Raw genomic sequence first — 22,958 nt, 5'->3', positions numbered from 1 at the left:
TTTTTTCATTCTTTCCGTTCGCTTTTTTTCTTTTTCTTGACCGCATACATTTCCCTGTCAGCTCGTGTCATAAAGTAATCCAGTGAATCATCTTTTCCGGGAACAGCTGCGTAAATCCCGATACTGGCGGTCACATTGTATTCCAGCGGATCATCAGTATTGATCCGGATCAGCTCATTGCTGACAATATCCGCCAGTTCTTCAGCGTCAGCAGGAGTTTTCACAATGCCGTATGCCAGGTATTCATCCCCGCTGATATGAACGGGTGTAAGCCCGTATTTTTCCACAATATGCAATGCTTCGCCGACACGGCAGATTGCGTCATCCCCTGCCTGGTGCCCGAATCCGTCATTGATCTGCTTCATATCATCCATATCGGAGCTGAGTACCGCAAATACCTGCTGCTCTTCCCTGGCCTTTTCAATCATTTCGGGAGCCGTCTCCATGTAGCCGCGTCGGTTCAGCATTCCGGTCATAATATCATGCACGGACATATCTTTGATCGTTGCGGTATACCGCCGGATATTCGTTTGCAGGTAAAGACTCATCAGTGCTCCGTTCAGAAGCATCAGAACAGAATACAGTGCGTAACCGGTTACTGCTCCCATCCGGATCGCCACATAGCCGAAATTCCTGTCCCGGTAATACAGCGGGCAGAAAACAAGGCATACCGTCTTTTCCCGTTCTTCGTCCAGGACAGGTGCAAGCTTTTTTCGGCTGTACAGATCAGGCTCATATTCTTTTCCGTCCCGGATTCCGTACAGGAGGAGATATTGATCTTCTTCCCCGTTATCTTCGGCATCCCGGCAGATACCCGGATCAACACACAGATAAAGTTCCGGTATTTCCCAGCTTTCCACAAAATTCCGGATCTTTTCAGCTGCTTCATTTTCGTCTCCGACTCCGGCCATCGTGCCGGAAAACATACTGACCCGGGTCAGGATCCTTTCCATATTCCATCGTTCTGTTCCCATTACCCGGAGTTTTTCGTGAATCTGGTCAATTTTCTGATAGCACCCGCAGGACTCTCCGTATATCGGAATGGTGGACAGAAGAACAGTGCTGCTTTCAGGCCGGCTGCCTTCCATCCATTTTTTCAGGATTTCCACAGCTTTCCGGCTGGCTCTTTCTATCGGACGGTTTACAGTCGTCATCCCCCGAAGGACCGCTTCCCGCAGCGCATCAAATCCGGTAACAGCAATATCGCGGGGAACTAAGATTTCATGCTCATTCATGCATTCAATCACACTGAGGGCCATGTCATCATTGGCGCATATAACCGCATCCGGCAGAGATCCGGCTGCCAGGATCTGTTCTGCTGCATGACGTCCGCCGATCCGGGTCCATTCCCCGTCAAATATCATGCTTTCTTCCAGCTCAAGTTCATGTCTTCTCATCACATTCTGAACCGCTTCGAGACGTTTCCGGGATACATTTGAATCAGCCGGTCCCCCGATGAAGGCAATTCTTCGGGCATCGTGTTCGATGATTAGGTGTTCAGTCAGTTCCTCCATGCTGATCTGGTCGTCAAACGTAATCATGACAGCCCCATCCTGGGGAACGTCAATGGAAACATGCGGCTTCCCGAGTTCCTGTACAGGCCGGAGGACTTCCCTTATCTTGGCCAGTGCAATTTCATTTCCCATCGTGGCCGGAAGTGAAATTACACCGTCAAAACCGGACAGATCCGGCAGGTCGTATATTTTGCTTTCTCCGGCCTCACTTGTCGATGAAATCGCAATATTCATATGTCCCTGTGTATTGAATATGCATAAATCCATATCCCGCTTGGAAGCGGCTTTTTCGAGACCGGATACAAAGTCCTGCTGGTATTCACGGTCAACGCTGGCGATCAGCACAGCAATTCTTTTGCGGCTCATCTGTTCCTTCCTCTCAGGGGTTCCGGAAAGTATATCCGTTTTCACAATTTGGTACATTATACAGGAAAAACGCAGAAAGCACAATATAATTACATAATTATGTTACAATTAATTCGTATCAGGTAACTAATTCAAATCAGATTCCGGGTTTCCTTTCATTCCGCACTGTGATACAATAACGTTAATGAAAATAGTTTCCTGAAAGGGGTTTTGATTGATGCTTACCCGTGCGCCTTCCGGCAGTGTCCGGATTCTGCCAGGTCTTTTCAAGCGCAGAATGGATCTGAACGAAGCATATCTGATGGAACTGGATGCGGGATGCCTGCTCCAGAATTTTTACCTTGAAGCCGGTATTACACTTCCCAATATGCAGTCCATCAGCGATCCGAATTCAGTAAAACTTCACTGGGGATGGGAGGCTCCCAGCTGTCAGCTTCGCGGGCATTTTCTCGGTCACTGGCTTTCAGCGGCTTCTGCCCTGTGCGCCGGGGGACAAAAGCCGCAGCTTCAGGCAAAGATTGATTTTATAGTGGCTGAACTTGCCCGCTGCCAGCAGCTGAACGGCGGTGAATGGGTAGGTTCCATCCCTGAAAAATACTTTGCGCTGATGCGCCCCGGTCGTTACATATGGTCTCCGCAGTATACCATGCATAAAACAATCATGGGCCTCAAAGATGTGTATGACCGTCTGCGGAATGAAACAGCCATTAATATTCTCGATCGTCTGGCAGACTGGTATGTCCGTTGGGTGGATGAAATGCAGACCGAATGCCCGGAAGCGGTTTTCAGCGGTGAACAGGCCGGCATGCTCGAAGTATGGGCCGATCTTTATGCTCTGACCGGGAAGGATAAATACCGGAAGCTGATTTCCGCCTATGAAGGAAATGCCCTTTTTGACCGCCTGGACAAGGATGGTGATGCTTTGTCCGATGATCACGCAAATGCTTCAATTCCGGTTTCCCATGGTGCCGGCAGGCTTTATGAAATCACCGGTGACAGTATCTGGATGAAACGGATGGAATCCTTCTGGAAAACTGCCGTTACGGAACGCGGTATGTTTGCGACGACCGGGTCCAATGCCGGAGAATTCTGGATTCCGCCGCATGCGCATGCCCGGTTTATCAGCAATACGGACCAGGAATTTTGTACCGTTTACAATATGGTTCGTACTGCGGATTACCTCTATCGCTGGACCGGGGATACCCGATATGCGGATTACATCGAACGCGCTGTATATAATGGGTTCCTGGCACAGCAAAACAGGAATACCGGAATGCCGACCTATTTCCTTCCAATGGCGCCCGGCAGTCACAAGACCTGGGGATCCAGAACCCGTGATTTCTGGTGCTGCTTTGGAACAATGATCCAGGCGCAGACCATGTATCCGGATCTTGTCTGGTACACGGACAGCAATTCAGTCACCGTGAGCCAGTATTTCCCGTCCGAAGCCAAGCTTTCCCTTGACTGCGGTGAAATCGCCGTATCACAGTCTGTTCATATGAAAAACTATGACAACCAGGTCCTTTTTGATGAGCATGGCGGCGGAAACACCTCCAGGTGGAGCCTTCGTTTGACGGTTCGTACAGCATCGGATCAGACCTGGCAGCTCCGTTTGCGCGTGCCTGGCTGGTGTTCCGGCTCCCCGCAGGTGCTTCTGAACGGCAGTCCAGTATCTCCCGAAACTAAAGACGGATATATTGTCATCAACCGTGTATGGTCGGATGACACAGTCGATGTTTTCTTTCCTTCCGAAGTTCGTTTCGAATCACTTGAAGGTGCACCGGAACTGGCAGCGATGGTGGACGGCCCGATTGTTCTTGCCGGACTGATTGACCGTGACTGCGGTCTTTCCGGCAGTATTTCCGATCCAAAACAAATCCTGCTTCCGGAAACTCCGCATACATATGATACATATGTATGGCTGCAAAATACTTACCGCACGCGCTTCCAGCCTGAAAATTTCCGTATTGTTCCCCTGTATGAGATTACGGACGAAGTCTATACCGTATACTTCACAGTCCGCGGCTGATTCTTTTGCCTGCTGTACCATTTATACGCTTGACGTGCCTTTCCGCAAGGTGTTATACTCACAAGGCTTGCGGATGTGGTGGAATGGCAGACACCGGGGACTTAAAATCCCCTACCTTAACCGGTGTATGGGTTCGAGTCCCATCATCCGCACAAGCCTTGCAGTTCAACGGCTGCAAGGCTTTTTATTTGCATGAAAAAAGGCCCTGTTATTAGGGCCTTGTCGTTTATTGTGTCGTTTATTTTATTGATTGTCGTTTGCTGCCGCTTTAAGAACATTGGCCAGGGCGGTTGTCGCTCTCCTGTTATAATTCGCAAAAGCATGGGTATAAATATTTAATGTTGTACTTGTCTGTTCATGGCCCATTCTCGCTGAAACTTCTTCAACAGACAATTCACGCGAGGCAATCAGCATTGAACAGTTTGTATGCCGGAGATCATAAAGCGGTAAATGACGGAGTTTGTTTTCAGTTGTGAAGTTCTTCCATGCTTTTGTCGGTGCTTGCGGTCGGATCCTTTCGCCTTCATCGTTTGTAAATACTGCCTCCGGATTCTGCCAACATTTACCGCACTTCAAGCGTTTTTTCGCTTGTTCGGCTTTCCAGGCATTCAGAGCAGTAACCGCCTCCGGTGCAAGCATTATCCTTCTCTTTGACTTTTTCGTTTTCGGTTTCTCTGTCCGTTTACACTTCTCCCCTTTTCCCTGGTAACTACCGGCTTGAATATAAATGTTTTCTCCGTCATAATCACTCCAATTTAAGCCGATTATTTCACCAGGACGGCAGCCGCAGTAAAATGAAAGACTAAAATATGCTTTCCATTTCGGATCTGTATATACTGACAACAGATCCATTATCTTTGCACATTCATTGAGTTCATAATACTGCGCTTCCTGGGTGTCGCGCTTGGGTTTATCATTTTTCTCTACATTATCACAGGGGTTAATAGTTATATACTTCTGATGCTTCGCATATTTGAAAATGCCATTGAGTTGCTGAAAATACTTCAAACGGTATGTTCCGGATAGTTTCTTGGGTTGTTCCTTCTTTTCTGAAACGGTTGATTTTGTCTTTGTTCTTGGCTTTCTGTCCTTTGACAATCTCCGGAGAAATCTATCAATATCATCCGTTTCAATCTCTCTGATTGCCATTCCTCCGAATTCTTTCAGCAAACGATTATTGAATAGTTTTTTGTATGAATCTGCCGTCTGTTGTGCTAAATCTCCGCTGAACACAAGATCATCAAGACGATCAGAATATTCCTCATACACTTTTGAGAATGTGATCTTTTTAGCATCATTAATCTTTTTATCTTCACATTCTGTTTCCAATCTCGCCGCGTACTTTTCTGCCTGTTTCCGTTGTGCGTTTTCCGTTTTATTCGGATCAGCATGAAACGTCCGGAATATACGCTTTTGAGATTTGTCCGGACGGTATCCATCAGATATGGTAATCCTCCAGGATGTAATAACACCTTGCTTGTTCCTTCTCGGTTCTACGGTTGCCATAGTTCGCGCCTCCTATCAAATGGAAGTCTGTACATCCGTCAGATCTTAACGGCAGTCCGGAAAGAAAACGGACATTGTTTCAGCATCAGATAGATTAAGCATGGATCTAATTATGACCATTTCCATCTGTATAAACTCTCTCTTGCCGGTGAGTGCATCCATGAAGTCTGTATAATTCAATCCGGCCGTTTCGCAGAATGATTTGAATGTGTATCGTCTTGATGTGATAGCAGCAGACAAGCCGGAGAAAACTATACTTTCTTCATTGGAAATACTGTCGTATTCTTCCTGTGTGATTCCGATCAACTGTTCCCTATTGGGTTCATGATTCCATATTGAGATATTGTCCAACAGATGACTATCAATGGCCAAATCAATAATTGAATCTTTGTTTCCTCCGATCAAATAACCGTTCTCGCCTGGTACGCGGATCATAACCGGATCCAGGGAGTACCATACAATTCCGTTATCAGTTTTATCATTGACTTCCATCCAAATAACGGAGGCTTTCGGCAATGCTTTGATTTCGTCCAGGGTGAGTTTCTTTGCGATAGTATTCATGGTGTTACCTTCCTTTCATCTCTGTTTGTTGTGTCTTGTAGGAAACACCATTCCGGAGTATAATTCCGATGGTGCTTCTTCTGTGGTAGGTTGGAGTGCCTGGCCGCTGCCGGATCCGTCCGGTGACGGCCTTTCGTTTTCCGGTCATCATTCATCCCCTTCCGTGTCTTTTTGTACTCTTGCACGGAAAGGTTCCATTGACAATGTAAACGGAGTCGGAATGTCTTGAATGATCTTTTGAACACGATCCGAATAATTGTCCTCACACAAATGTGTCATTGCTAACGATACTTCCTGTTTGAAATGGTTCGCTGCTTCATTTCTTCCAAGAATAACTTGATCATTGCCGATCTGATAATCATTCACTCTTTCAAGATCCTCGGTTTCAATCTTTTCTAAGAAATTGAGGAATATTTTATATGTAGTGATCAGATTATCAAAACGGTTAGTTTCAATCATTCGTGAAAGTGTCTTTGCATACGGATGATCTAATTCCGGATTGCGGATCCTCTTTATTGCCTCTTCTGATAGTCCGGTAAACTCATGCACAAAATGAATATCATGTGTGCTTTCATCAAGTCTGTCCAAAAGGAAATCCGGATCACATTCAAGTGTTTCAGCGAGTTTGAGTAGAGTGTCGATTTCCTTTGGATAGTAATATCCACTTTCCCAATTAGATATAGTTTGAGTTCCTCTCCCTATCATTCCGGCAAGCTGCTCCTGTGTAAATCCTTTTTTCTTTCTTGCCATAACAAGACGATCACCAAACCGTTTCCTCAGATCTCTATCCTCTTTTGACGGAATATAAGTCATGTTTATACTTCATCTCCTTTCTTGCCTCTTTTATATATTCCGGCTACATTCACAATTATAGTTCCATCATGATACTCTGTCAATGATGAATTCGTCATCATAATAGTTCGGACGATGGCCACGGTCGAACAGAATGAGAGGTTTATCATGAATAATCTAAAAATCAGACGAAAAATGGCTTCTAATATGTTGCCTCTTTATCACCTGGACAGGATCCTCGGTATTAGTGAGGCTACACGTTGTCGGATGCTTCGGAATGAATTGCCGGAGGCTGAACAGGATCGAATCTGCAAACTGATTGATGAATATGTGTCGAATGGAGGCCGGTAAATATGAGCGACTCTATCAGATCACAGATCAGGCAGCAGATTGATCAGCGCGGTATATATGATCGGTTACTCTCAACTGAAGAGGCAGCAGCCGCGACCGGTCTTTCCTGTTATGAACTTCGGCGCGGAGGCAAGGAAGGACGATATCCTGTTATACTCTGCGGTTCTCCGTCCAACAGATTCCGTAAGCAGAAATGGAATCTCGCAACGTTGGAGGCTGCTATCAATCAGAACACCTATGGAAAGGGTGATTCTCTTTGATGATTCAGATGGACAGGATGGATCCATCTCGGATTCCAAGATATAACCATATGAAGAATTCAGAGAGGAGGATCAAGTCCAATGGCAGACAAAGAACTGGACGGTCAGACAATCAGATCAGCACTACAACAATTTGATGCTGAAGCGTTCCGCGATGGACTTCCTTTCGGCCTCCTGGGTGAGTGTGGAGATGAACTTACACAAGCAAGAGCAGAAAGCGCAATGAGAGAACGTGCAAAAAATCTCGGACTCTCAATGAAGGAATTCGATTCCATGCTGAAAGCTGCGAAAGCTGATCTCAGGCGTAAACGTTTGGAAGAACAAAAACGGAATGAGGATGCAGAAAAGTCTGAAAAGATCGAACAGGCCATGAATAACGGAGGACAGATTACCGGCCTTTCAGATCTGATGAAAGACAAAACTGTTCCAAATTTCGGAGAATACATCTGCACGGATCGTTCCGTTATGCAGATTGACTCTTTCGGTCGTTTGATCAAAGTATGCGCTCATCCATTATTTCCAACCAAACGATACATCAATATTGAATCCGGTAACGAATTGCTTGATTTGTCCTATAAGATTGATGGAGTTTGGAAAACGGCCAAACTGATTGACAGAAAGACAATCAGCCAGGCGCGTCTGATTCCCTCTTTAAGCGGTATCGGAATGGATATCACAAGCGAAAACGCCGGAAATGTTGTTAAGTATCTTGCAGAGGTAGACAATCTCAATCGTGATATCATTCCAAAGGAGGAAACAATCAGCCGCCTGGGTTGGGTAGACGGTCGAGGGTTTAGTCCGTACATTGATGGAGTCGTGTATGATGCCGGTGGTCGGTTTGCTGATGCTTTCTCCGCAGTACACAAAAACGGATTATTTGAATTATGGAGAGATGCAGCAGCAGAAATCCTATTGAGCAAAGATTTCATTCCGGCGCGTCTTGTTCTCGCCGCTTCTGTTGCCTCTGTACTTCTGAAATGGACTTGCAATCAGCCGTTTTTCGTTCATGTATGGTCGCCGGAGAGTGGATCCGGAAAAACTATTACGGTGATGTTAGCCGCGAGTGTATGGGCCGATCCTTGTATTGGTAGGTATGTACTTTCCATGAATTCAACTGCGGTCGCCTTTGAGCAAATGGACAGTTTTTGCAACAATCTTCCTTTGATCTATGATGAACTGCAATCGGCCAATTCCAATATGGATACTGAAAAGATCATATATGCTCATGGAGAAGGAACCGGCCGCGCCAGGGGTGCAAAAGATGGAGGATTACGCGAACAATCAAGATGGTTAAACATCGCCATAACAAGCGGAGAGCAGCCGTTATCATTCACCAACAAGGCCGGTGCAATCAATCGCGTTATCAGTATTGAGGCAAAAGGGCATCTTATTCCTGGTAGTATTGAGCATATGAGTGATTACGCCGATGCATTGCGAGAGAATTACGGTTTCGCCGGAAGAATAATTGTTGACCGAATTCAAAAGGATCCGAGCAAAATCGAAAACATCAAGAGTGCTTACAAGAGATTTGCGGAACAACTCGCAAAAGAGGCGACCGGAAAACAGGCCAATTATGCTGCAACTCTCATGGTTGGAGATGTGATTTTGAGTTCTACCCTGTTCGGTGCAGAGGCATCAAAATATCAGTTAACTCCATCAGATATACTCCCCTTCCTGGCCACACATGAAATGGTTGATATCAATCTCAAAATCAAATCATGGTTGTGTGGATTTGTTGCAAGCGAAACGGCCCATTTCATTAAGGCTGATTCACGGCCAACAGATGAAGTGCGTACACAGATTTACGGAAAAAAAGAGTCGGATGATTCCGTCCTGTTCATCTATGAGAAATTCAAAGAGGAATTGGAAAAACGTAACTGGGCGTATCCTTCATTCATGCAATGGTGCAATGATAGGCAGTATATCAACACCAACTATAATCCCAAATCGGCTCGACATTATGAGATCGGCAGAACCATTGAGCAGATCGGCCATGTCAAAGTGATTCATTTCCTTCCATCAATGTTCCATGACGATGCGAAACAGACAGAAATGATCCAGGTTGATATTGATCATCCATTCTGATGATGTTTTGTTCACTTCCTATCAAACCGGAATTGTTTTATCAGTTCCGGTTTCTTTTTTTCTGTTAACATACACCAAAATCTGAACAAATGAACTGAACGAACACAAAAATAATAATGTATATAAGAGAATAAAAAATATGCATATATGTATATATAGTGTTCCCCTTATAAGGAATTAAAAATATGTTCAGTTCGTTCATATGTTCATATTTTATATCTTACAGATTACAATAATCATAAAAACAGATACCTTTTTCCGTCCAAACAAAAATTCTACCATGCTTCTCTGCCTATCTTTTTTCTCAAAGTCAAAAAACCTTAAAAGTCCTTGAAAGTCCTTTGATCTTTCCTTATCTTTCCTTATCTTTGCCGATCTTTTCGCGTTCTGAGAGGATCCGTCCGGCTGATGCACAAGCGAATACCACCGGCCCAACAAAAACCGCGCCCGGTTTTCTCTCTCTTACCCATCGGCCCTGTGTCGGTTCTTCGTACACCAATGGTAAGGGGGGCCTGTCCGGGCCATTTCCGATCATCAGTTCCCCTCCGTGCCGGTTCTCATGCTCTGTCGGATCAATCCTCCGCGCATCGTAACAAAAAAAGTCATCAGCATGAATCATGCCGATGGTTATCATGTGTCCTGAGGTGTCCGTCCAGGAGTGCTGCTTACCCTTCCAACCGTCCGGATCTCGCCGGTGGAAGTCTATACATCGTTCAGATCCGGAGCAGCCATGACCGATTCGATCAAGTAACCGTCAAGTAAATCAGCGTAAGAGAAAAAGTATATCTATGTGAACACGAACATTATTTTTCGATTCCGGCGCGGATCCGCGTTGGCCATGCCTTTTTATAACGAACATTATTCCGGCATGGTTCGCCGGTGTTCGGTTTCCTTCATGGTTTTTATCACGATACGTTCAACATGGCCGCCACTCATCCCCATGTATTCTGCAATGCTATATACATCCATTCCGAGCGCAAAACGGCAGCGAATTATGTTCCTGGTTCGCCGGTCCGGTATCCGGTCGAGTATTTCTCCAAACATGACTAAACGGTTCCGGATCTGAGTGATTTTCTCCGGCATATCAAAGATCGGAAGGCCATGCCTCAGATTCCATGCAATCTGCAATCTCAGAGAATGAAGGACAAAAACATCATTACGATATTCGGATATAATTTCTCTGTCTGTCATGTCAATTCTTCATCCATATCGTCATCATTATGGAATATGTGTTTATCTCTCCAAATAACCGTCTTTTCGGTCGCGCTTGTCCATGTACAATTAAACTGCATAACGCCAACCGTAAAGAACGGAATTTCACCAATTACAAACTGTTTCAACTGCTCATCTCGATGTAATGATCGTTTTCCGGCTCTTTCAAGCGCACACAGAGGCGAATACTTCATACCCATATCCGCAGCCGCTGCGGTGCGTTCCTGGCCGTCAATATAAATGCGTGTTATGACTTCTCGTTGCTTTTCCGACTTCATCCGGTTAAGTGCCTCCCGGACTTGTTCGGAAATCTCGCGTTTTGTTTCTGACTCTGTTATGTTTTCGTCAACCGTTGGCGCGGCCAGGTCTGCAACGGTATCTCCAAGCGTATCCTCTGATTCATCCGATATAGGTGCATCCAGGTATACCAACTGCTTTGGTGCTTCACCTTTACAATTAAAACCCAATGTCCTTTGCATGGCAGCACGAACACGATAAGCAAGGAACGTTATAAATGCACCTTTATCCGGTTCATATCGTTTCTGTGCGTCAATAATGGCAATCCGGCCAACTTGGATTAAGTCATCAAAACCAACCGCGCCGGATTTATTCAAGACATAAGTATACTTCTTTGCAATGGTTTTTAAGAATGGCTCATACTGTTCAATAACACTTGTTGGATCCGCGCCGGGAATATTACAATCTGCGATCATGGCAGCCGTTCCTCCCTGGTCAACCGTTATTGTTCATCCTGTTCCATTATGAGATCAAAATAGTCGAGAGATCCGATCACTAAACGCGGATTCTTCCGAAGCTGAGTCGGTTTTTCGTTTCGGTTATCCGTGTTTGTGGCATGGCCGTTATTGTGGTTATCCTGGCCGTTTTTTTGCGTAGAATGATCCATTATTCTGCCTCTTCTAATTCATCTGTATCGGTTGGATGGTCATCCACATCAAAGCAATCTGAGAGTTTACCGGCATCCTTATTCGGAACAAGCGGTATCAAAGTCCGCATGATAGTATTACAACACTTTTGATAATCAAGCAGCGTTTTTACATCAGGATTAGGTTTTACTCCGGACTGGCCGCCGCCGTTGTTGTACTTGATGAGTGTACCCCATTGATCTACTTTTGCTTGCAAATCAATAATGCTCACATTGTACCAGGCAAGCTGCTCAATATGACGTTGGACGAAATCTCTCTTGTTCTCGTCCACATCACGGAACAGTTCTGCAAGGTGTTCAAGTTCCGTCTTTACTCTTTTGATCTTTGCCGGATCCTGTGCGTTCAAGGCGGCCGCCGTCTGTCCACTTCTCGACATAATCAAACTCCCTCTCAAAAGATATAATTCCGTTGAAGAATTCTAAGTAAAAATCGCACAAATCATCGTCCAGGGTTATACAAGTCTGTTCTGTGCGTGGGTTCGTGTTTATGTTCGCGGATGACTCTATAACGGCATTGAAACGCTCTCCGTAAACAAGCATAACCTTTGAGTGATTCCGGAAGATTGACATTTTACATCCATGTCGGCGGCAGAGGTCTTTCATCATGTTGTACTCTTTCAGATACGTTCCTCTGAATATCTCTCCGAAAAAGAAGTCAATCCGTTTGATATATCCGGCCTCCAACCAGGAATCAATTTCTTTGATATCTTCCGCAGCCATACACCATGTGGATATAACCGCGTAACGGATGCGCTCTTGCTTCACTATTACGCGTAAATAGGTCAAACTGTCCACATCTCCGAATGATATACAATGGTATGCGGTTCCTGGCTCAAAGTGCCAAGGGAGCGACTTTTCTAACGCAAGTTCAGAGTTAATTCTCCGCGCCTGATGCGGTGTCATTGTCTTTTTCACTTTGACAACTTCATACAGAGGATCGTCCGGATCAGGCTGATCTCTCCGGCGCGGTTTTGTGGTTGCCGGTGCTGATTCCAGTTCGCTCATTCCCATGATCTCCATGAGAGTTGGGATATGCTGATCCATCAGGTTCCCTCCCTGGCTGATTCCGCATTGTCCGCGATTCTCCGCAGTTCATCGGCTGATGCGTGGATCCGTTCAGCATACATGGAGATATCATCAATGGACTCTTCATCTATGTATCCGAGCATGGCACAATCTGCGGAGATTTCCTTTGCAATTCGTTCCAGGTCGTTTGATTCAATGATCTTTTTCATGTGTTCATCTCCATAAATAAGAAAATTGGCCGGGCCGCTTTGCAGCAGCCGCGGCCTTGCTGAAAGGAGGATGACGATGCTCAGCGCGGAAACGCTGAAACCGATGGAGGATATCTCAAAGGCAACATCAGGAGAAAATATTGCCTTATCGATCAATGGTTATCAACGGCTTTTCTGACGAAATCAACAGAATAATTATACCGTCTTTCGATATCGGTAATGTGGTTTACCGGAAACACCTCTTGCAAGTATCCAAAGGGGAAATCATTTGTTTTCAGTATGTCGCATCTGAAATAATCACGCAGTTTGTTGTATCGAGTTGTCCGATCTTGAACCAGGGCAGCGGTTTTGCAGAGATCTTCATATTTGGAAACAAACTCTTTTGAGATCGTCCGCAGTTCATCCAGGGCCGCTGACTCCGTTTCGCGCATGACCGAAAAAATACGATTCTGAATGTCATCATTTCCGGCCTGTTTCTTCTCCTGGATCCGGATGATCTCCATCCGGTTTTCCGCTGCGTTTCGCTTTTCTTTCGCTCTCGCGTATGCGGTTTCATCTCCGGCCAACGCTGCCTGTTCCATCTCTGCACTGGCGGCCTTAATTGCTGCGGAAATGGTTTCAATTTCCTGTGCTTTTGCCGTTTTCTTCTGCATGATCTCATCAGCCGTTTTCCGCGCTTTTTCGATGATCTTATCAAAGTTCGCCATTACGGATACTTCCTTTCCGTTCGTTGTTTTTGCCGGAGCAGTTATTTGGTATCTGTAAATCTCATTCCGCGCCGTTCAAGGTTGCTTACTCGGATCAGGATCTTTTCCAAAACCCTGTCAAAGACTCTCCGTTCCGTTTCACTTTTCAGATTCTTATCCGCTTCATGGGCCTGTCTGTTTTTCCGTTCCCATTCAGCATAATCCGGATTGGTGGAAGTCATACCGCCTCTTGTATGTAACATATCATTCAGCCTCCCAGGTTAACGGTGTTCGGTTCCATGCTTTGGCCGGTTCTCATCGTTGATCCGGCCCAGGACTTCACGAAGCCGTTTCTCATCAGATCTATTGAGTTTATGATTCCGCTTTGAGATCTTCTCGCGGATCCTTTCAAAAATCGTCTTTTTCATTGATTGCCTCCGTTTATGGTTTCTGCGCTGCCGGTTTCGGAAAGCGCGAAAGGAATTTCTGAGGATGACCGCATCCGGCATCATACAGAGTCGGATCATTTGAGTATTTACATCCCATGCATGATCCTGGAGTGTGCGGAGGTTCATACCCTTCCAGGTATTCATATCTCGCACAATTTACGTTGAATCGTTCAGCGTCTGTCATGGTTCATTCCTCCGTTTCAGTTTCGTTCCTGGCCTCCGTTGTCTGCTTTATCAATTCTGCTCTTTTCGCCCAATAACGAGCCTGATGAGCAGCAATTGCCTCCGGATGTTTCTTTCTCCATTCACGATGATACTCGCGTTTTTCTTCTCTACTCTTCACCTTGCAACTTGCTCCGTTTAGTTTATTGGGTTTATCTGACAAACTTCTTTCGTATCGATTTTACAACAAAAACAAGCAGAAAAGCCGTATATACCTATATTCGCTGATTTCGTACTATACAAATATATTATTAGATAAAAAGACCGGATTACTGTTATAGAACAGTTCTCCGGTTCCATAAAAAAACATCTATTGTGTCGCTTATTTTGTCGTTTACTATCTGATTTTTGGGTTTTGAGATATCATAACGGTTTGCTCAATTAAAACGGCTGAAAGGCTTTATTTGTAAGGGATTGAGCGTTATTGTTGGCATCCGTTAAAAATCGCTTAAAACGGTTATTTTCGGACTTAAAATCCCCTGCCCTTACCGGCGTGCGGGTTCGACCCCCGCCATCCGCACAAACCCCCTGCAGTTTTATTCTGCAGGGGGTTTTTCATGCTGTCCCGATGAACAGGTCGTCCGGAAAGTTCGTAATTCTAATTCATTGAAACTTTTTATCTCACTGGCTGTCCGGATTTCGCTTTTTTCGCCTTCTTATCCTCATACATCCGTTCATCAGCCTGCCTGAAAACATCTTCCAGGTCATATCCATGTTCACCGTATGCAAATCCGCATGCAATGATGCATTCAATTCCGTCTTTCTCCCTGTTCAGTTTTTCCAGTCCGCTTTCCCATTCGGCCAGGATTTCTTCAGCTTCTTCACGGCTTACATGCAGGGCAACTGCCATAAACTCATCCCCGCCTGTCCGGAAAGTCATCACATTCCGGTGTTCAATCTTCTTCAGGCTTTCAGCTGCTTTTCGGATCAGCCGGTCTCCCGCCTCATGCCCGTAATTGTCATTCATTTGTTTCAGGTTGTTTACATCCATGTTGAATACGGCAATGGTATCCTGTTTCAGGAACAAAGTCCGTTTCATCTCCATGAATTTCCCTTTGTTGTACAATCCCGTCAGCCGGTCCCGGTCCCTTTCGTTTTGAAGAATCCTGGAATAGTCACTCATATCCCGGTACAGTCCGGTATATACGCTGGTATCCACCAGGTGATGGATCTGTTTGATTCCGCCATCCTCAAAAGTGGAGGTTGTCACCATAAAGGATCGGCCGGTATCTGAATTCATCAGGTCCCATGTTTCTGCCTTTTGTCCGGCAGCCGGAGCCGGACAGACCGCTTTCCAGTTTGTTTTTCCTGTTTTGACAAAAGCGGTTCTGTCGTCATGATAAAGGATATTCCCTTCCTGATCGGTAATCAGGATTCCGCCGATATCATCCCTGAAGAATCGCAGGATTGCATTGTTGATTCCATCCGTTCCCATTTTTCTTCCCTCTTTCCTTGTCCTTTGTTCCGTCCCTTTATGGTTATCTGAAAACAGCTGTCAGTACGGTATCATCTTCAACAATGAAATAATCAACGATTGTTCCGTCTTCCAGCGCCCATCCTGCAAATTCCTTTCCTTCCGCCTCCGGTTCATCCGGATAATAATCATATGGGTCCATGCCGCTGAATGCGGATACGGAATACTCCCTTTCCTCTGTATTCTCTCCCGTGAACGTCACCGTATAGGTAAGTATATCCAGCTTGTCCAGGTTCCGGCTGATCCATTCCCGGCGCAGATTGATCCATTGCCGGATATGCTCGGTTTCCTCATCAATGTTCCGCAGGAATACCATACCGCATTCTTCCTTGGAATCGCGCCACTTTTCTTCGTCCCTGTACCATGAATTCCGGATTTCAGCGGATGTCCGGTCGAGGACTCCGCCTTCCTCTGTCATTCTTTCAAGCTGCTGGTCCAGGTTATACCAGCGTTCCCGGAGTATACTCTGCATTTCCGGCTTCTTCCGAAGTTCATCCATCCAGATCATCGTGGTGTTGTTGAATCCCTTTACAACGCCCGTTACATACTGGCCGTTTCCCAGGGAGGCGTCAAAATCCCACAGCGGACCGAAATGCAGTTTCCCTTCGCTTCCGTCTGCTTCATACCGGGGTTTGAACAGATGTGCGCTGTCCGTCCTGAACGCATCTTCGTTTTCGATGAATTCCATAATCCACCAGTAATCCGCCATACTCTGCAGGTCCAGATAATCCCGATATTCTTCTCCTTCGCTGAAAACAGCATCTTCCGCTTTCTGGATGTATTCCCGTATATATTGTTTCTGGGCTTCCGACACATAATCATCTTTATCCGGATCGAATGACGGTTCCATGTTCCCGAATAATTGCCCGCGGGATGTTTCAAATGAAGACGGTGCTTCATACTCATCCGGACAGAATTCCAGCAGGTACCCTCCCTGGATTTCAGGATAATCAGTGTCCTCTTCCTTCAGTTCATCGATATCAACCCGGTTTTTGTTCAGCTGTACCTGTTCGCACAGATAATAATTCCCCAGGTATTCGCCGTTCATGACCACTTCTGTAAACACACCTTCCGGTGTATACTCCAGCCCGGTCATTTCTCCCAGCCATGATACAAGCCGGTTGCGCATCAGGCTGTCGTCATAATAATTGGCAAGAAGAACCCATGTTTTGCTTTTTCCCATACCGAACAGGTTGACCTTGTCCTGCAGTTTGACTTTGTATGGTTTTTTGCTCATATTCCAGGTTCCGTTCCCGCGCCCGCGGATATATTCCAGCCGGATTCCCCGGGTATTTTCCTGGGAACCGGTATATCCGTCCGGAACAAGGATATCCATAGTGCCTGTACAGCGGTAGCTGTGATCCGGGCTGTTGTTCATCCGCTCTGTTTCTGCTGCACCGCCGTCAATATTCAGGTAAATGACCGGAAGGTCCAGTGGCTGAAATTCATCCGCATTTGCCATCGGAAAGCAGATTATGCCCATCATTACAGCCAGGAACATAAGCATCGGTATTCTCTTGTTTCTCATTATGTTTCCCTCACTTTATGATCAGAAAAGCAATCTGATTTCATCGAATCCTGTTATTGCGTTTGGTTCATTCTTTTCTGGTTGGAATCCGTAACCTGCCGTTGGGGAATGAACCGGTATATCCGGTCTGCCTGGATATTCCCGTATTTGCTTTCACTGCATCCTTTTGCTATAATCCGTTTCAGATGGAGGGAGGGGTTACCCATGCGGTATGGTGCACTGGAAGCCGGCGGTACCAAGATGGTACTGGCTGTTATGGATGATCATGGAAATATGATGGAATCTGTTTCCATTCCGACACGGGCTCCGGATGATACAATGCCAGAAATGATTTCTTTTTTCAGCGGCAAAGGGATATCTTCACTGGGAATTGGCTCCTTTGGTCCGCTGGATTTGAATCCGGCATCCCCCGCTTATGGTTCGGTTACGGAATCACCCAAGCTGTCCTGGCGTCATTTTCCGCTCCGTCAGGCTTTTGCGGATGCCCTGCAGGTTCCGGTTTCAATTGATACGGATGTTAATGCCGCAGCCCTTGCAGAGTTTTCATTGGGCGCCGCGCGTGGAAAACAGTCCTGCCTGTATGTCACGGTGGGTACGGGAATCGGCGGCGGGCTGATCATTCACGGAAAGCCGGTTCACGGACTCATGCATCCGGAAATCGGACACATCCTGCTGCCGCCGGATCCGGAAGACCCATCGCCGGATGGTTTTTGTCCCTATCATCGGCACTGTCTGGAAGGTCTAGCTTCCGGTCCTGCCGTTGAAAAGCGCTGGGGAATTCCGGGACGGGATCTGCCCGCGGGGCATCCGGCCTGGCACCTGGAAGCGCATTACCTTGCACAGCTTTGTGTCAACGCAATTATGGCATTCTCTCCGGAAATGATCATTCTGGGCGGCGGTATCATGCAGCAGAAGCATCTGTTTCCGCTGATCCGGAAAGAAACTGCCCGGCTTCTCAACGGATATATCCCGGAATCCCTTTTCGGGGATGGAATGAACGCATATATTGTCGAACCCGGACTGGGTACAGCCAGTGGAATCACCGGTGCTTACCTGCTGTCCCGTGTCAGCTGACATTCGATTATTCGTCTTTCTGGCTTACCAGCGGTTTCGCCTTCGGCATCCCGGGTTTTCGGGGATAGGCGGCCGCTGTTTTTTCGGTTTTGCGGATCGGAAGGATCATATGTTCCCAGTTTCTGCCTTCAATGCTGCAGGAATACGGCATCTCCAGTTTCCCGCCGAGGAGGTGGGCTGACCGCCTTCCTGCCTCAAGTTCATCCCGGAGTGCCGGGCCTTTCCAGCACAGTGCAGCGCCTCCGATTCTGACAAACGGCAGAAGATATTCAGTCAGTGTATTCAGCGGTGCAACAGCACGGGCAGATGCAATATCAAACTTTTCACGGTATTCCGGATTCCTTGCGCCTTCTTCTGCGCGCATGTGAACTGTACACGCATTCGGAATGCCGGTTTCTCTGATCACAGCCTGCAGAAAGTTCAGCCTTTTCTGCTGAGCATCCATTAGTGTCATCCGGATATCCGGTCTCGCAATGGCCAGCGGAAGGCCGGGAAACCCGGCGCCTGTACCGACATCGATCCACTTCACATCATCCGGAATCAGGCCGGTCCTGAGAACGGTCAGGCTGTCTGCAAAGTGGCGGTCCAGGATTTCATCATCTGGTGCTTCTGCAATCAGGTCCATTTTCGAATTCCATTCCTTCAGCAGGCGCAGGTATATTTCCAGCTGCTCGGGAAGTTCCGGAGAGGCCGGTATCCTGTTGATCTCAAGTATACTTCTGATCTTTTCCTTCATGCCGTATCCTCACAGGGGCAGGCGGAGGTATTTCTTCGCCCAGTATTTGCACCATGCCAGGGCTTCCCGGGCATGATTCTTGAGCCAGCGTTCCGGAAGGCATTTCGCACCGTATCCTTCTGCCTCAAATCCAAGATCCTGCGCAATGGCCAGGGATCTTGGAACATGGTAATCGCTTGTCACAATCAGTACGCGATTTATGTTCTGAAATCCTTTCAGCAGCTCCTGTGCATTCTCCAGGTTTTCATTGGTGTTGAAGGATCGCGGGTCCGTCAGGATAACATCCTCCGGAATTCCTTTTTCCAGAAGGTATTCCTTCATTGCTTCCGCTTCCGTACAGGGTTCATCCGGCCCACGGGCGCCGCATACGACAATCGGTACATTCTTCTTTTTATATGCTTCAGCCGCAGCATCCATCCGCCAGGTCAGCTGGACACTCAGGGTCCGGTCCGGTTTAACCTGGGCTCCGAGAACAATGATTGCATCATAGTCCGCATGGACTGCGAGCGTTTTCGGCACCTTTCCTTCCTCCACGCATATCATTGCCACAATTCCTCCGTAAGCAAGAATTCCGGCCAGCACCAGTGCTGTCAGAATGCGGAGCGCTCCGTGTCTTTTCCTGTTCTGATTTTCTCCCATCCGATTCTCCTAAATCCTGTTTTTAATCCGGTAGTCAATATCCCCATGCTCAATCATGCTGTATGTCACACTCCCGGCAACAATAATATGATCCAGCACCAGGATTCCGACACCGTTCAGCAGTCTTTGCAGCTGCAGCGTGGATGCAATGTCTTCCTGGGATGGTGCGCATGTCCCGCCCGGATGGTTATGGCACAGGAGCACACTGTGGGCATTGTAATTCAGGGCTGTTTCCATTACAAGCCTTGGATACGCGGATACTTCACTCAGCGATCCTTCTGAAATACGCCGTCTTCCCAGCACGTTGCACTGGGCATTCAGTGCAATGACGTAAAATCTTTCTGTCCTGTTTCCGGCGACCAGGGAGAGGCAGTATTTTTCCGCCTCACGGCTGTTTCCGATCCGGTCCGGTTTTTCCATGGCACAGCGGTTCCATACCCGCGTAAGCGGTACAACCATGGAGATCAGGGTAGCTGCCTGCGGACCGATTCCCTTCACTGTGGTCAGCATTTCCGGCCGTGCTTCCAGGACTCCTTTCAGGGATCCGAATGTGTCCAGGAGTTCATGGGCAGTCGGATTGGTATCCTGCCTGGCGTTCGCGTAGAACAGAAGCAGTTCCAGGATCTGGTGGTCTTCAAAGTGATCAAATCCGCCTTCCTTCATAAACCGGTTCCGGAGTGCCTCGCGATGACCTTCGTGCAGGTTTCTGCCTGCTTTGGAAACCGGATCATTTTCTTTCAAGGCTTTTCCGTTTGTTTCTGTTTCTTGTTCCGGCACGGATATTCCTCCTTATTGCCTTTATTGTGCTCCGTAATACTTCCAGATATCCAGGCATGCCTGCCGTTCAGCATCTTCCATCGGAAGCAGGGATCTCACATATGCGTTCCGGATTTCACTCCGGGTGAGCTTCACCGGGTGGTTCGCCAGTCTTTCCGGATTGACGGAATCTGTCAGCATATCCAGGATCCGGTCATCCGGAAATGCGGGAACCATCAGTCCGATATCCGCCATGACACCGCGCAGCAGGCGCGGAGCCATCAGCGGATCGCCCAGGCGCATCAGGCGGCTGAGATCCTTCAGGACGGGAGCCGTTTGTTCATCTTCAGACATCATTTCCCATAGTGTGGGCAGTGTCAGCATAACTGCATGTCCATGGGCGATCCCGAACGTTTTCGTCAGCTGGTAGCTCATAGCATGTGCGGCAGTTGTCCGGGTAATCTGGATTGCTTTTCCGCTCTGATAGCTGGCGTCCAGCATTTCATCGGCAGCATGCGGATCTCCGGCCAGGTAGGCCTTCAGGTTGTCGAGCACACCGAGGATCGCCAGATATGCATGTACCCGGCTGTCATCATTGGCCGCCTCGCACCAGTAGCTTTCGATTCCCTGGGCAAGCGCGTCCATGGCGCAGCTTTTTTTATGGTATTCCGGCAGGCTGTCCAGCAGTTCCGCATCCAGCAGCACACCGTCCGGTTTCAGGTCCGGATGGCTCAGACTCGCCTTCTTCCCGTTTACATACACAACCGCATTCTGTGTCGCTTCCGCACCGCTTCCGGCTGTTCCGGGAACTGCAAGATGGGGCACTTTCATTTTTTCCGGCAGGTTTCCGGCAGCGACAGTTTCCGGGTTTTTGCAGAAAAGCAGTGTATGAACTGCTTTTGCGGTATCAATCGCTGAACCGCCGCCGATCGATATAATTCCGTCACAGCCGTTTGCCCGGTACATTTCAGCGCCGGCTGCCGCGTCGCTCAGATCCGGGTTGGGATGGAACCCGCTGAATACCGGCGCGGGCAGAAGTTCCGGTACCTTGCGAAGCAGCCTGGAAGTCAGCGTGTTTCCTCCGACAATCATTGGACGCCGGATTTCAAGTTTTCCGGCAAGTTCCATGATCTTTTTCAGGCTTCCGCGTCCGCGTACAACACGTTGTATATCCGGCATTGACATCATTCCTCTCATTTGCCCACACAGAAAGTGGAAAAAATACGGTCCAGCAGTTTTTCATCCGCCTGGTCTCCCGTAATCTCTGCCAGTGCAGCCTGCGCTGCCTGCAGATCGGTCGAAGCCATATCGGGTGTCATGCTGTCCAGCGTGGATTTCGCGGATTTCAGAGCTGTCACCGCCCGCCGGACGGCATCCAGGTGCCGTGGCTGAGAAATTGTCATCCGGTCAGAAACGCGGACCTGTTCTTTCAGTTTTTCCTTCAGCGGTTTCAGGGTTTCCGGGTCCAGTGCCGATACGGTCAGGCATACTGCTTCCGGATTGATATCCAGGATATCCTTTTCTTCCGTAACCTGCAGTATATCGGATTTATTGATCAGTACAATGCACCGGTCTGCAATCGTCCGGATTCTTTCCTTTTCATCTTCTGTCATCTTCCTGGATCCGTCCAGGACGAGTAATGTCATGTCCGCATTCCTGACTGCCTGTTCCGACCGTTCCACCCCGATTTTCTCGATCGGATCCTCGGTTTCCCGCAGTCCGGCAGTATCGGTGAAATGAACCCGGATACCATCGAGCGTAATCTCGCCTTCCACGGTGTCCCGGGTCGTTCCGGGAATATCGGTCACAATCGCTTTGTTCTGGCCGATCAGCGCATTCAGCAGGCTGCTTTTTCCGGCATTGGGTGTTCCGTACAGGGTGACCTGGAGTCCGTCATGGATCAGGCGGGCAGACCGCTCGTCCATTGCCTCCTCCAGTGTGTTGATCAGCTTTTCCAGTCCGGGTTTCAGCGCATCCGTACCTTCTTCATCCGATATTTCCTCTGGATAATCGATACAGGCGGCCAGGCCGGCCTGAAGTCCGTATAAGTCCTCGGATGCTGTGCGGATAAAGTCAGCGGTTCCGCCCTCCATCTGCCGTACAGCATTCCGGTATTCCTGTTCACCCCGTGCGGAGATCATTCCCATGACTGCTTCAGCACGGCTCAGGTCAATCCGGCCGTTCAGAAACGCCCGTTTCGTAAATTCTCCGGGTTCAGCCAGTCTGGCCCCGCACTTCAGGCAGGTCTCCAGAACCGTATTCATAACCCGGATTCCTCCGTGTATCTGCAGTTCCGCAACATCCTCCCGTGTATAACTTCCAGGGGCGCGCATCATAACGGCCATGCATTCGTCCAGGATGCTGTCTCCGTCCATAATATGCCCGTAAGTCAGTTTTCTGTTTTCAAGGGGAATCTTTGCTCCGGCAGGCCGGAATATCCGGTTCAGGATTTGTTCCGCTTCCTGCCCGCTCATCCGGATTATGCCGATCCCCCCCGTCCCGGGCGGTGTCGCAATGGCGGCAATGGTATCCTGGTTCAT

General features: G+C 47.8%; 21 protein-coding genes and 1 tRNA gene. 4 read left to right on the top strand and 18 right to left on the bottom strand.

Features of this window, described 5'->3' with window-relative positions:
- Nucleotides 1-5: 5 nt before the first annotated feature.
- Nucleotides 6-1,880, bottom strand: coding sequence for a GGDEF domain-containing protein (locus JNO48_00110; GenBank protein QTE68366.1), 1,875 nt, complete (start codon nucleotides 1,878-1,880; stop codon nucleotides 6-8).
- A 217-nt stretch (nucleotides 1,881-2,097) separates the two neighbouring features.
- Here JNO48_00110 and JNO48_00105 point away from each other — a divergent pair, with 217 nt between their 5' ends.
- Both JNO48_00105 and JNO48_00100 read left to right on the top strand, forming a co-directional pair.
- Complete coding sequence (locus JNO48_00105; protein QTE68365.1) at nucleotides 2,098-3,909, top strand: glycoside hydrolase family 127 protein; 1,812 nt, start codon at nucleotides 2,098-2,100, stop codon at nucleotides 3,907-3,909.
- Nucleotides 3,910-3,978: 69 nt separating this feature from the next.
- Nucleotides 3,979-4,061, top strand: a tRNA-Leu gene (locus JNO48_00100).
- 91 nt (nucleotides 4,062-4,152) lie between these two features.
- Here the strand turns inward: JNO48_00100 and JNO48_00095 are convergent.
- The 3 genes from JNO48_00095 to JNO48_00085 all read right to left on the bottom strand — a co-directional run bounded on the left by JNO48_00095 (nucleotide 4,153) and on the right by JNO48_00085 (nucleotide 6,789).
- Nucleotides 4,153-5,415 carry a site-specific integrase gene (locus tag JNO48_00095; protein ID QTE68364.1) on the bottom strand — a complete coding sequence of 421 codons (1,263 nt, stop codon included), beginning with the start codon at nucleotides 5,413-5,415 and terminating at the stop codon, nucleotides 4,153-4,155.
- 45 nt (nucleotides 5,416-5,460) lie between these two features.
- Nucleotides 5,461-5,976: a hypothetical protein gene (locus JNO48_00090; GenBank protein QTE68363.1), complete on the bottom strand. Its 516-nt coding sequence runs from the start codon at nucleotides 5,974-5,976 to the stop codon at nucleotides 5,461-5,463.
- Between the two features lie 147 nt (nucleotides 5,977-6,123).
- Nucleotides 6,124-6,789, bottom strand: a complete 666-nt coding sequence (locus JNO48_00085) for a helix-turn-helix transcriptional regulator (protein QTE68362.1) — start codon at nucleotides 6,787-6,789, stop codon at nucleotides 6,124-6,126.
- Nucleotides 6,790-7,460: 671 nt separating this feature from the next.
- Here JNO48_00085 and JNO48_00080 point away from each other — a divergent pair.
- Nucleotides 7,461-9,464, top strand: a complete 2,004-nt coding sequence (locus tag JNO48_00080) for a DUF927 domain-containing protein (protein QTE68361.1) — start codon at nucleotides 7,461-7,463, stop codon at nucleotides 9,462-9,464.
- 858 nt (nucleotides 9,465-10,322) lie between these two features.
- On the opposite strand, the gene JNO48_00075 is transcribed toward JNO48_00080, so the two are convergent.
- The 9 genes from JNO48_00075 to JNO48_00035 form a co-directional block, all read right to left on the bottom strand.
- Complete coding sequence (locus tag JNO48_00075; protein ID QTE68360.1) at nucleotides 10,323-10,655, bottom strand: hypothetical protein; 333 nt, start codon at nucleotides 10,653-10,655, stop codon at nucleotides 10,323-10,325.
- The gene (locus JNO48_00070) at nucleotides 10,652-11,389 is read right to left on the bottom strand and encodes a sigma-70 family RNA polymerase sigma factor (GenBank protein ID QTE68359.1); all 738 of its coding nucleotides are present in this window, start codon (nucleotides 11,387-11,389) and stop codon (nucleotides 10,652-10,654) included. The genes JNO48_00075 and JNO48_00070 overlap by 4 nt, the downstream gene beginning before the upstream one ends.
- A 190-nt stretch (nucleotides 11,390-11,579) precedes the next feature.
- Nucleotides 11,580-11,966 (bottom strand): hypothetical protein, encoded by a 387-nt coding sequence (locus tag JNO48_00065; protein ID QTE68358.1) that lies wholly within the window; start codon nucleotides 11,964-11,966, stop codon nucleotides 11,580-11,582.
- Entirely contained in the window at nucleotides 11,917-12,663 is a 747-nt protein-coding gene (locus JNO48_00060; GenBank protein ID QTE68357.1) for a hypothetical protein, read from the bottom strand. Before JNO48_00060 ends, JNO48_00065 begins: the two co-directional genes overlap by 50 nt.
- Nucleotides 12,663-12,854, bottom strand: a complete 192-nt coding sequence (locus JNO48_00055; GenBank protein ID QTE68356.1) for a hypothetical protein — start codon at nucleotides 12,852-12,854, stop codon at nucleotides 12,663-12,665. Before JNO48_00055 ends, JNO48_00060 begins: the two co-directional genes overlap by 1 nt.
- 152 nt (nucleotides 12,855-13,006) lie before the next feature.
- Nucleotides 13,007-13,561 carry a hypothetical protein gene (locus tag JNO48_00050; protein ID QTE68355.1) on the bottom strand — a complete coding sequence of 185 codons (555 nt, stop codon included), beginning with the start codon at nucleotides 13,559-13,561 and terminating at the stop codon, nucleotides 13,007-13,009.
- A gap of 260 nt (nucleotides 13,562-13,821) precedes the next feature.
- Nucleotides 13,822-13,968 (bottom strand): hypothetical protein, encoded by a 147-nt coding sequence (locus JNO48_00045; protein ID QTE68354.1) that lies wholly within the window; start codon nucleotides 13,966-13,968, stop codon nucleotides 13,822-13,824.
- 859 nt (nucleotides 13,969-14,827) lie between these two features.
- Nucleotides 14,828-15,646 carry a GGDEF domain-containing protein gene (locus JNO48_00040; GenBank protein QTE68353.1) on the bottom strand — a complete coding sequence of 273 codons (819 nt, stop codon included), beginning with the start codon at nucleotides 15,644-15,646 and terminating at the stop codon, nucleotides 14,828-14,830.
- 43 nt (nucleotides 15,647-15,689) lie between these two features.
- Nucleotides 15,690-17,213, bottom strand: a complete 1,524-nt coding sequence (locus JNO48_00035; protein QTE68352.1) for a CotH kinase family protein — start codon at nucleotides 17,211-17,213, stop codon at nucleotides 15,690-15,692.
- Between the two features lie 204 nt (nucleotides 17,214-17,417).
- Here JNO48_00035 and JNO48_00030 point away from each other — a divergent pair, with 204 nt between their 5' ends.
- Nucleotides 17,418-18,287, top strand: a complete 870-nt coding sequence (locus tag JNO48_00030) for an ROK family protein (GenBank protein ID QTE68351.1) — start codon at nucleotides 17,418-17,420, stop codon at nucleotides 18,285-18,287.
- 7 nt (nucleotides 18,288-18,294) lie between these two features.
- Here the strand turns inward: JNO48_00030 and rsmG are convergent, their stop codons facing one another.
- Genes rsmG through mnmE form a run of 5 tightly spaced genes read right to left on the bottom strand, consistent with a single transcriptional unit; the run spans nucleotide 18,295 to nucleotide 22,958 of the window.
- Nucleotides 18,295-19,023: a 16S rRNA (guanine(527)-N(7))-methyltransferase RsmG gene (gene rsmG / locus JNO48_00025; GenBank protein ID QTE68350.1), complete on the bottom strand. Its 729-nt coding sequence runs from the start codon at nucleotides 19,021-19,023 to the stop codon at nucleotides 18,295-18,297.
- Nucleotides 19,024-19,032: 9 nt separating this feature from the next.
- Complete coding sequence (locus JNO48_00020) at nucleotides 19,033-19,662, bottom strand: YdcF family protein (protein ID QTE68349.1); 630 nt, start codon at nucleotides 19,660-19,662, stop codon at nucleotides 19,033-19,035.
- A gap of 9 nt (nucleotides 19,663-19,671) precedes the next feature.
- Nucleotides 19,672-20,439 (bottom strand): DNA repair protein RadC, encoded by a 768-nt coding sequence (radC, locus tag JNO48_00015; GenBank protein ID QTE68348.1) that lies wholly within the window; start codon nucleotides 20,437-20,439, stop codon nucleotides 19,672-19,674.
- Nucleotides 20,440-20,460: 21 nt separating this feature from the next.
- Complete coding sequence (locus tag JNO48_00010; GenBank protein ID QTE68347.1) at nucleotides 20,461-21,597, bottom strand: phosphonoacetaldehyde reductase; 1,137 nt, start codon at nucleotides 21,595-21,597, stop codon at nucleotides 20,461-20,463.
- 14 nt (nucleotides 21,598-21,611) lie between these two features.
- A complete protein-coding gene (gene mnmE, locus JNO48_00005; protein QTE68346.1) occupies nucleotides 21,612-22,958 on the bottom strand; it encodes a tRNA uridine-5-carboxymethylaminomethyl(34) synthesis GTPase MnmE in 1,347 nt (448 codons plus the stop codon).

Source organism: Clostridiales bacterium (assembly GCA_017569285.1).
Taxonomy (GTDB): Bacteria; Bacillota; Clostridia; order Christensenellales; family Aristaeellaceae; genus Aristaeella.
The sequence above is the reverse complement of the archived record's forward strand: the minus strand, read 5'-3'. Positions and strand labels throughout refer to the sequence as shown.

Bases quoted from the DNA above. Each gene is read 5' to 3' on its own strand.
- JNO48_00045 (QTE68354.1), bottom strand. From the start codon at position 13,968: ATGAAAAAGACGATTTTTGAAAGGATCCGCGAGAAGATCTCAAAGCGG.
- rsmG (QTE68350.1), bottom strand. From the start codon at position 19,023: ATGAAGGAAAAGATCAGAAGTATACTTGAGATCAACAGGATACCGGCC.
- JNO48_00055 (QTE68356.1), bottom strand. From the start codon at position 12,854: ATGAAAAAGATCATTGAATCAAACGACCTGGAACGAATTGCAAAGGAA.
- JNO48_00090 (QTE68363.1), bottom strand. From the start codon at position 5,976: ATGAATACTATCGCAAAGAAACTCACCCTGGACGAAATCAAAGCATTG.
- JNO48_00095 (QTE68364.1), bottom strand. From the start codon at position 5,415: ATGGCAACCGTAGAACCGAGAAGGAACAAGCAAGGTGTTATTACATCC.
- JNO48_00075 (QTE68360.1), bottom strand. From the start codon at position 10,655: ATGACAGACAGAGAAATTATATCCGAATATCGTAATGATGTTTTTGTC.
- JNO48_00010 (QTE68347.1), bottom strand. From the start codon at position 21,597: ATGCCGGATATACAACGTGTTGTACGCGGACGCGGAAGCCTGAAAAAG.
- JNO48_00110 (QTE68366.1), bottom strand. From the start codon at position 1,880: ATGAGCCGCAAAAGAATTGCTGTGCTGATCGCCAGCGTTGACCGTGAA.
- JNO48_00070 (QTE68359.1), bottom strand. From the start codon at position 11,389: ATGATCGCAGATTGTAATATTCCCGGCGCGGATCCAACAAGTGTTATT.
- JNO48_00050 (QTE68355.1), bottom strand. From the start codon at position 13,561: ATGGCGAACTTTGATAAGATCATCGAAAAAGCGCGGAAAACGGCTGAT.
- JNO48_00060 (QTE68357.1), bottom strand. From the start codon at position 12,663: ATGGATCAGCATATCCCAACTCTCATGGAGATCATGGGAATGAGCGAA.
- JNO48_00080 (QTE68361.1), top strand. From the start codon at position 7,461: ATGGCAGACAAAGAACTGGACGGTCAGACAATCAGATCAGCACTACAA.
- JNO48_00020 (QTE68349.1), bottom strand. From the start codon at position 19,662: ATGGGAGAAAATCAGAACAGGAAAAGACACGGAGCGCTCCGCATTCTG.
- JNO48_00030 (QTE68351.1), top strand. From the start codon at position 17,418: ATGCGGTATGGTGCACTGGAAGCCGGCGGTACCAAGATGGTACTGGCT.
- JNO48_00105 (QTE68365.1), top strand. From the start codon at position 2,098: ATGCTTACCCGTGCGCCTTCCGGCAGTGTCCGGATTCTGCCAGGTCTT.
- JNO48_00085 (QTE68362.1), bottom strand. From the start codon at position 6,789: ATGACTTATATTCCGTCAAAAGAGGATAGAGATCTGAGGAAACGGTTT.
- JNO48_00040 (QTE68353.1), bottom strand. From the start codon at position 15,646: ATGGGAACGGATGGAATCAACAATGCAATCCTGCGATTCTTCAGGGAT.
- mnmE (QTE68346.1), bottom strand. From the start codon at position 22,958: ATGAACCAGGATACCATTGCCGCCATTGCGACACCGCCCGGGACGGGG.
- JNO48_00035 (QTE68352.1), bottom strand. From the start codon at position 17,213: ATGAGAAACAAGAGAATACCGATGCTTATGTTCCTGGCTGTAATGATG.